The 6,537-nt window shown below is 62.4% G+C and carries 5 protein-coding genes and 1 pseudogene; 1 reads left to right on the top strand and 5 read right to left on the bottom strand.

The window, feature by feature from the left end; translation table 11 throughout:
• Positions 1-375: 375 nt before the first annotated feature.
• From U5805_RS23035 to U5805_RS23025, 4 genes and pseudogenes are all read right to left on the bottom strand, one after another.
• Complete coding sequence (locus tag U5805_RS23035; protein WP_322105814.1) at positions 376-558, bottom strand: C40 family peptidase; 183 nt, start codon at positions 556-558, stop codon at positions 376-378.
• Positions 559-565: 7 nt separating this feature from the next.
• A complete protein-coding gene (locus U5805_RS31865; RefSeq protein WP_415914649.1) occupies positions 566-802 on the bottom strand; it encodes an NlpC/P60 family protein in 237 nt (78 codons plus the stop codon).
• A pseudogene (locus tag U5805_RS23030) lies at positions 783-1,463 on the bottom strand (IS6 family transposase). The gene U5805_RS31865 and the pseudogene U5805_RS23030 overlap by 20 nt, the downstream one beginning before the upstream one ends.
• Before the next feature lie 18 nt (positions 1,464-1,481).
• Entirely contained in the window at positions 1,482-2,021 is a 540-nt protein-coding gene (locus U5805_RS23025; RefSeq protein WP_322105813.1) for a hypothetical protein, read from the bottom strand.
• Between U5805_RS23025 and U5805_RS23020 the strand changes: the two genes are divergently transcribed.
• Positions 2,007-4,250 carry an NADP-dependent isocitrate dehydrogenase gene (locus U5805_RS23020; protein WP_322105812.1) on the top strand — a complete coding sequence of 748 codons (2,244 nt, stop codon included), beginning with the start codon at positions 2,007-2,009 and terminating at the stop codon, positions 4,248-4,250. The genes U5805_RS23025 and U5805_RS23020 overlap by 15 nt on opposite strands.
• Before the next feature lie 144 nt (positions 4,251-4,394).
• Here the strand turns inward: U5805_RS23020 and ilvD are convergent, their stop codons facing one another.
• The gene (ilvD, locus tag U5805_RS23015; RefSeq protein WP_322105811.1) at positions 4,395-6,254 is read right to left on the bottom strand and encodes a dihydroxy-acid dehydratase; all 1,860 of its coding nucleotides are present in this window, start codon (positions 6,252-6,254) and stop codon (positions 4,395-4,397) included.
• Positions 6,255-6,537: the final 283 nt, after the last annotated feature.

Here is a 6,537-nt window from a genome sequence, read left to right as displayed (position 1 = left end):
TCTGCCGAGCTTGCGGTGCCGGGTACTTCCAGAAAGTACGCCTGCCTCCCCGGAATATCCTGCAATGCCGTCTGCAATTGCGCCATAGGCGTCGCCTCCCTGCTGTTGACGTGGAGACACGGCCCGCATGGATGGGCTGCAAAGAAAGGACGAGCCGTGGTGATGCCCTTTTACAGGCTATCTCTCCCTTATACCTGCCGCCATTTGTCAGAGCAATGGTTCGGAGCCCTTCGAAATGTCATTTCTTGTCAGGGCGCAAAAGGTACCTGATCGATGTCATCGTTTGAAATGCAGGTAGCTGTCAAAGGCGTCCCGCCACGCAGTGCAGGAATACGGCCTTGGAATGCGAAGCCGCCGCAATATGCGTCGGCGAGGCTACAGCAACAGCCGTCGCGCGCCCATATAGTGAGCCCGCCAGTAGGTCTGTCGGAGATTGTCGATCCTTACCTTGCCGCCGTGGGACGGAGCGTGGATAAACTGACCACGCCCAAGATAGATCCCCACATGCGAATACTTCCCCCCATGCGTGTCAACGCCGATTGAATTCTGACCCGCCAAGTCAGTTTTACATCGGCGCTAACACATGCGTATCAAAGAAAACGAGATCACCCAGACGGAGATCATCCTGCGAAACTGTCTGCCCCGATGCTGCCATACTCGCGGCTGTGCGGCCGAGCGTGAGACTATCCGCCCCGCGAAGCCCATAACGGACGAAGCCGCTGCGGTTTCTGGTGCAAATAGTCGGTCTGGTCGAGATTTTTGTGATAACTATGGATACCTGATCAATTGAAAAGGACGGCATCCCAGACAGAGGACGCTGCCGTGTCATTGAGCCGGAGATCGCAGAGATCGCATCAACTCGATGCCTGAAATCGTCGTCGCGCCATTCCGGAACCGCTTGAAGCCGAGTATCACGTTTGTCCGGGACTTGATGTTTCGATGGTCCTGTTCGACCGGATTGTTCCGATACTTCGAGGACCGGACCTCATGTCTGCAGGTAGCGGACCACCGGCCTTCATCTCACGCACCGCCCGGTGCGTGGCAGCATACCCATCGAGCGTGATCGTCTCCGGCGGCTGCCCTGATCCTTGACCGCCTTGCTGAAAAAGGCTTTGGCAGCGGCCACATCGCGTTTCGCCCTGAGCATGAAGTCCACGGTCTGGCCAGACCGATCCACCGCTCGGTAGAGATAAACCCACTTGCCACGGATCTTCACGTCGGTCTTCGTCAACGCGCCACGACCGGCCGGCTGCCGTAGCAAAACGATTCCAGCGCTTGACGAATTCCGGCGTGAACCGTTTGACTCAGCGCATGATCGTCGTGTGCGCCAGCGAAAGGCCCCGTTCGGACATCATCTCGCCCAGATCGCGCAGGCTCAGCTTGTAACGCAGGTACCAACGAACGCACAAGACGATGACTTCGCGATCAAAATGCCGACCTTCGAACAGCTCGTCAATACTCATCCGTTTGCCGTGCGCGCGTCAAAACTCTGAGCCTAACCGATCGGGCTTCAAATTTGCACCGGAACCCGCACGCGCCCAATATTCCCCACGGCGCTCGCCGCCGACGCGTCGCGCACCAACGCGGTGCGAATACCTGTCCAAATGACCAGGAAAAGCGGGCGCCGAAAAACCCTCGCGGCGAAAAATTCTTATATAAGACTGCCGGAATCCGGCTTCTTTTTGCGAGGGTCTTTCCTGGCTTGACAGGCAATTTAGCGATCGAACACCAAAATTCCGGCTGCCTGAAAAAATGACGGGAAACACGGCTAAAAGCCTTATCTGGCGGGCTTCGGCCCGCAAGGCCGCTGCGCCGCGACGCCGCCGCCGCAAGGCAAGCGCGCCGTTTTTTTCGCCGCCCGGCGCGCCGCAACGACATTCCATATTATGAAACTCGTGCAAACTTAAGCCCCGGCGCGACGCAAAATCAGGCAAAATCCGGGTGTTCGCCGACTGCGCGCAGCCGGTGGTTTTGCCACCCCGTTTAATCTCCCCGCCAAGAAGCCGATGAGTACCCAGCAACCCACCATCATCTATACCCTGACCGATGAAGCGCCGCTGCTCGCCACCAGCGCGTTTCTGCCGATCATCCGCACCTTCGCTGCGCCGGCCGGCGTGAACGTCGAGACGAGCGATATCTCCGTGGCAGGCCGTATCCTCGGCGAGTTCCCCGAATTCCTCACGGAAGAACAGCGCGTGCCGGACAATCTGGCCGAACTGGGCCGCCTCACGCAGCTTCCCGAAACCAACATCATCAAGCTGCCGAACATCAGCGCTTCGGTGCCGCAGCTCGTCGCCGCGATCAAGGAACTCCAGGGCAAGGGCTACAAGATCCCCGATTTCCCCGAAGATCCCAAGACCGACGAAGAAAAGGCCATCCAGAAGCGCTATTCGAAGTGCCTCGGCTCGGCCGTGAACCCGGTGCTGCGCGAAGGCAACTCCGACCGCCGCGCGCCGCTCGCGGTCAAGAACTACGCGAAGAAGCACCCGCACAGCATGGGCGAATGGAGCATGGCTTCGCGCACCCACGTCGCGCACATGAAGCACGGCGACTTCTACCACGGCGAAAAGTCCATCACGAACGACAAGGCGCGCGAAGTGCGCATGGAACTCGTGACGAAGCGCGGCGAAACCATCGTCCTCAAGCCGAAGGTCGCGCTGCAAGCCGGCGAGATCGTCGACAGCATGTTCATGAGCAAGAAGGCGCTGCTGGCCTTCTACGAAGAGCAGATGGAAGACGCGCGCAAGACCGGCGTCATGCTCTCGCTGCACGTGAAGGCGACCATGATGAAGGTTTCGCACCCCATCGTGTTCGGCCACGCCGTGCGCACGTTCTATAAAGACGCGTTCGCGAAGCACGCCAAGCTGTTCGAGCAACTGGGCGTGAACGTCAACAACGGCCTCGTCGATCTCTACACGAAGATCGAAACGCTGCCGGAATCGCAGCGCGAAGAAGTGATCCGCGACATGCACGCCTGCCACGAGCACCGCCCGGCGCTCGCGATGGTCGACTCGGCCAAGGGCATCTCGAACCTGCACGCGCCGAACGACGTGATCGTCGACGCGTCGATGCCGGCCATGATTCGCGCCGGCGGCAAGATGTGGGGCGCCGACGGCCGCCCGGCCGACACGAAGTGCCTGATCCCGGAAAGCACGTTCGCGCGCATCTACCAGGAAATCATCAACTTCTGCAAGACCAACGGCGCATTCGACCCGCGCACGATGGGCACGGTGCCGAACGTCGGCCTGATGGCGCAGAAGGCCGAGGAATACGGCTCGCACGACAAGACGTTCGAGATCAAGGAAGACGGCGAAGCGCGCATCGTCGACAACGCCACGGGCGAAGTGCTCGAAGCGCTCACGCAGCAAGTCGAGGAAGGCGACATCTGGCGCATGTGCCTCGTGAAGGACGCGCCGATCCGCGACTGGGTCAAGCTCGCCGTCACGCGCGCGAAGAACTCGGGCATGCCGGCCGTGTTCTGGCTCGACCCGTATCGTCCGCACGAAAACGAGCTGATCAAGAAGGTCGAAACGTACCTGAAGGACTACGACACGAAGGGCCTCGACATCCAGATCATGTCGCAGGTGCGCGCGATGCGTTACACGCTCGAACGCGTGATTCGCGGCCTGGACACGATCTCGGTCACGGGCAACATCCTGCGCGACTACCTGACCGACCTGTTCCCGATCATGGAACTGGGCACGTCGGCGAAAATGCTTTCGATCGTTCCGCTGATGGCCGGCGGCGGCATGTACGAAACGGGCGCGGGCGGCTCGGCCCCGAAGCACGTGCAGCAGCTCGTGCAGGAAGACCACCTGCGCTGGGACTCGCTCGGCGAGTTCCTCGCGCTGGCCGTCTCGCTCGAAGACCTCGGCATCAAGACGAACAACGCGCGCGCCAAGCTGCTCGCGAAGACGCTCGACGCCGCCACGGGCAAGCTGCTCGACAACAACAAGGGCCCGTCGCCGAAAACCGGTGAGCTGGACAACCGCGGCAGCCAGTTCTATCTGTCGATGTACTGGGCGCAGGAACTGGCCGCGCAGAAGGACGACGCCGAACTCGCCGCCCGCTTCGCGCCGCTCGCGAAAACGCTGGCCGAAAACGAGCAGAAGATCGTCGGCGAACTGGCCGAAGTGCAGGGCAAGCCGGTCGACATCGGCGGCTACTACAAGCCGGACTTCGCGAAACTCGCGCAAGTGATGCGTCCGAGCAAGACGTTCAACGCCGCGCTCGAGGCGGCTGCGAAGTAAGCGTCATCGGCACGCGCTCTCCGCGAGGCGAGCGCAGCAACGAAAAGAGCCTCCCATGGAGGCTCTTTTTTTATCTATCGCGGGTTGTGCCCGCTGTGCCCGTTGTGCCCAGCGCCGCTTCGAAAAGCGGCGCCCGGCCCAGGCTCAATCGTCCAGCAACGAGAGGTCGCGCACCGCGCCCTTGTCCGCCGACATCACCAGCTTCGCGTAGGCCTTGAGCGCCGCCGACACCTTGCGCGGACGCGCCTTCGCCGGCTTCCAGCCCTTCGCGTTCTGTTCCTCGCGGCGGCGCGCGAGTTCCTCGTCGGACACCAGCACGTTGATGCTGCGATTCGGAATGTCGATGCGGATCTTGTCGCCGTTGCGCACGAGGCCGATCGCGCCGCCCGCCGCCGCTTCCGGCGAGCAGTGACCGATCGACAGGCCCGAGGTGCCGCCCGAGAAGCGGCCGTCGGTGAGCAGCGCGCACGCCTTGCCGAGACCCTTCGACTTGATGTAGCTCGTGGGATACAGCATTTCCTGCATGCCGGGGCCGCCCTTCGGGCCTTCGTAGCGCACGATCACCACGTCGCCGGCCTTGACCTTGTCGGCGAGAATGTTTTCGACCGCTTCGTCCTGCGACTCGGTCACGTGCGCCGAGCCTTCGAACACGAGAATGCTGTCGTCCACGCCCGCGGTTTTCACCACGCAGCCGTCCAGCGCGATGTTGCCCGTCAGCACGGCCAGGCCGCCTTCCTTCGAGAACGCGTGCTCGTACGAGCGGATGCAGCCTTCGGCGCGGTCGGTGTCGAGACCCGGCCAGCGCGTGTTCTGGCTGAACGCGACCTGCGTGGGAATGCCGGCCGGGCCGGCCATGTAGAACGTCTTCACGGCTTCGTCCCCGGTGCGCACGATGTCCCACTGGTCGAGCGCGTCTTTCAGCGTGGGCGTATGGACCGTCGGCACGTCGGTGTGCAGCTTGCCCGCGCGGTCGAGTTCGCCGAGGATCGCCATGATGCCGCCCGCGCGGTGTACGTCTTCGATGTGGTACTTGTTGGTGTTCGGCGCGACCTTGCAGAGCTGCGGCACGACGCGCGAAAGGCGGTCGATGTCGCGCATCGTGAATTCGATGCCCGCTTCCTGCGCGATGGCGAGCAAGTGCAGGATCGTGTTGGTCGAGCCGCCCATGGCGATGTCGAGCGTCATGGCGTTTTCGAACGCCTTGAAGCCCACCGAGCGCGGCAGCACGCGGTCGTTTTCCTGCTCGTAGTATTCGCGCGTGAGTTCGACGATACGGCGGCCCGCGCGCTTGAAGAGTTGCTCGCGGTCGGCGTGCGTGGCGACCACGGTGCCGTTGCCGGGCAGCGAAAGGCCGAGCGCTTCGGTCAGGCAGTTCATCGAGTTGGCCGTGAACATGCCCGAGCACGAACCGCACGTCGGGCACGCGGAGCGTTCGACTTCGGCCACTTCGGCGTCCGAGAACTTGCTGTCGGCGGCGATCACCATCGCGTCGATCAGGTCGAGCTTCTTGACTTCGATGGCCTTCGTCACAGGATTCGCGAGGCGCGTCTTGCCCGCTTCCATCGGGCCGCCCGAAACGAAAATCACGGGAATGTTCAGGCGCATGGCGGCCATCAGCATGCCCGGCGTGATCTTGTCGCAGTTCGAGATGCAGACCATGGCGTCGGCGCAGTGCGCATTGACCATGTATTCGACCGAATCGGCGATGATGTCGCGGCTCGGCAGCGAATAGAGCATGCCGTCGTGGCCCATGGCGATGCCGTCGTCGACGGCGATCGTGTTGAATTCCTTGGCGACGCCGCCCGCGGCTTCGATCTCGCGCGCGACGAGCTGGCCCAGATCCTTCAGGTGTACGTGGCCCGGCACGAACTGGGTGAACGAGTTGACGACGGCGATGATCGGCTTGGCGAAGTCTTCGTCTTTCATGCCGGTGGCGCGCCACAGCGAGCGCGCCCCGGCCATGTTGCGGCCGGCGGTGGAGGTTTTGGAACGGTATGCGGGCATCGTGGTTGTGGAGTGAAAATCGCAGAAAGGTAGCGGGGCCGCCGGAATAATGGCCCCTTGCGCGCCCGTGCGAACAACCTCTTGAGCTGCGCTCTGGGCAAACCCGTCGATTATCCCACAGGCCTTGGCGGCGCGTCCCGCTCGCCGGTTTTGGCGATTGCACGCGCCGCCAAGGTGTTTTTCGCGCTGCTTCCGGCCGCTTTTTCTCGCGATTTCATTCGCCGTCTCGTGCGCCGTTTCGTGCGCCGTCTTGTGCGCGATCGCCTTGCGAGCGGGCCGGCGA

It is taken from the genome of Paraburkholderia sp. J41 (genome assembly GCF_905220235.1).
In the GTDB taxonomy this organism is placed as follows: Bacteria; Pseudomonadota; Gammaproteobacteria; order Burkholderiales; family Burkholderiaceae; genus Paraburkholderia.
This window is presented reverse-complemented; position numbering and strand designations above follow the sequence as displayed.